This window comes from Faecalibacillus sp., from assembly GCF_047023275.1.
GTDB lineage: Bacteria > Bacillota_I > Bacilli_A > Erysipelotrichales > Coprobacillaceae > Faecalibacillus.
Map to the genome: position 1 here is coordinate 9,623 of NZ_JBKYAR010000026.1, position 2,054 is coordinate 11,676.

Here is a 2,054-nt window from a genome sequence, read left to right on the forward strand (position 1 = left end):
GCTATCATTTCTCCTAAATTACACATCTTTTCAACCTCCTTCTCTATTTCTTTAAATTTATATTTTTTCATGACATCTTTTTTTACTAAAAGATCGTATGTATTATTAAAAAATATGACTAATGGTGTCTTTATCCAATCACTGCTTTCATACTTGTCTTCTAGCTTATGATCTTTATTTAAGTATATCATAATCTGTTCATTTTTATCATAGCTATCTAACCTTTCAATTGTTGCTCCACTGATATTTTCTTCAGTTGTTTTATAACGATTAACATGTCCATCTCTTTTTCTAGCTGCCTGTGGCAGTATCCATATCACATAGGCTTTTTTCATTCCATCATAATTTCGATAATCATATTCTTTACCATTTTGACTGGTAATCATTCTTGAAAGATAATCATTTCCTCTTGTTAATAGAGCATAGCCTGGATTTTCTACATTTTGTATTTCAACATCTAGATAGATTCTTTTTGATGTACCCTCTTTTTGTGGTAAGTTGATATAACAGAAATAATCGAATTCTACTTTTCCATGATAGGGAATATCTATTACATTATTTAATTGTTGAAAACCATCATTTCCTTTAATTATTCCAATGATTTCTTCTAGAGATACATCTTTAGCTTCTTTAATAAAACCTTTGATAATTCTTCCTAAAATTTCTGGATGACCTAATATTCTTTTACAGAGTTTATCAATCATGATGATATGATCATTTGATGTGATTTCTAATACTTTATCCATATAATTTTTCCTCCTATTATTATATAGACAATTTTTTGATGTTTTTCTTTTTAATTTTTAAAAAAGTAAAAAAATAACACCCAGGAATGATCCTTCATGTTATTTTTTAGTTTTAATTGTTAGAAGATTATTTTCTTGTAACAAAGAAAGTTGATTCATATTTTTAAATGTATATGTCTTTTGTTGAGTATCTTTAGATATATCAAGATATTCATCTTGATATATATTATTTTCTTTAATTAAATGTTGAATTAAAGCAATTTGTTTTTGATCTAAACGCATTCTTTGTTCCTTATTTTCTTTATTATATTTTAAATTCTTTTGAAATTGTTTACGATAAACGCTTGGCGTAATTCCATAAAGATCTTTAAATGCTTGACTATATGCTTTAGAAGACATCCCACAAGAAAAAGCAATTTCATCAATAGAGTCTTTACCCGCTAATAAATCCTCTAAGGAGTGACGTATTCTAACCATAGATAAATACTTAACAAAACTTACTCCTGTGTATTTTTTAAATAAACGTGAGGCATAAGAAATACTAAAAGATAAGTTTTGAGCAATATCTTCTAAATGAATATCTTCTTGATAATTTTGATCAATAAATAAAATAGCTTTCATATAGTTTTCATGGTTTTTAGAAGATAGAGGTAATTTTTCTAAAGAGAATTCTTGTTTTTGACTAATTAGATATATTAGGTTTGAAACAACTAAATTTAATAAATAAATATTATCTTTATTTTCAATAAAATGTAAAAGTAAAATACCTAATTGTTGTCTTATTTGAAAAAGTAATTCTTTATTTTGGTTTTCTCTACAAATAAGTGATTGAAAACTATGATCAATATCTCCTACCATATAATGAGGTAAATATGAAAAATCTATATGTAACGTTAAAATAATACTTTCTTTTTCGTTCATTTTTAACATATGGATATCATAAGGAGCAATAAGGGCTAATTCATGTTCATAAATTACTGTTGACATCTTTTCTGTAATAACTTCATAGCTTCCCTTTAAAACATAAGAAATTTCTAAAGAAGATTGTCTTGAAAAAACATGTCGATCAAATTGATTAATGCTTAAGCTTAAAGGATATTCAAATTTTTGACCAGAAAAATCATAATAGTAGTTCATATTTTGCATATTATCATCTCGTTTCATTAACTTTATTATAGCATAAAAAAAGATGAACATTTCTGTTCATCTCTTTTATAAAATAAAAAAGTCTTACGACTCTTTAACACTATTACTGGCGGTCTGGACGGGACTCGAACCCGCGACCTCCGCCGTGACAGGGCGGCATTC

2 protein-coding genes are annotated in these 2,054 nt (G+C 26.5%); both read right to left on the reverse strand.

What is annotated here, in order from left to right; translation table 11 throughout:
* A partial coding sequence (locus ACLVEP_RS09495) for a hypothetical protein (protein ID WP_412584436.1) occupies nucleotides 1–746 on the reverse strand: 746 nt, incomplete at its 3' end.
* 99 nt (nucleotides 747–845) lie between these two features.
* Nucleotides 846–1,892 carry a helix-turn-helix transcriptional regulator gene (locus tag ACLVEP_RS09500; protein WP_412584438.1) on the reverse strand — a complete coding sequence of 349 codons (1,047 nt, stop codon included), beginning with the start codon at nucleotides 1,890–1,892 and terminating at the stop codon, nucleotides 846–848.
* Between the last annotated feature and the right edge of the window lie 162 nt (nucleotides 1,893–2,054).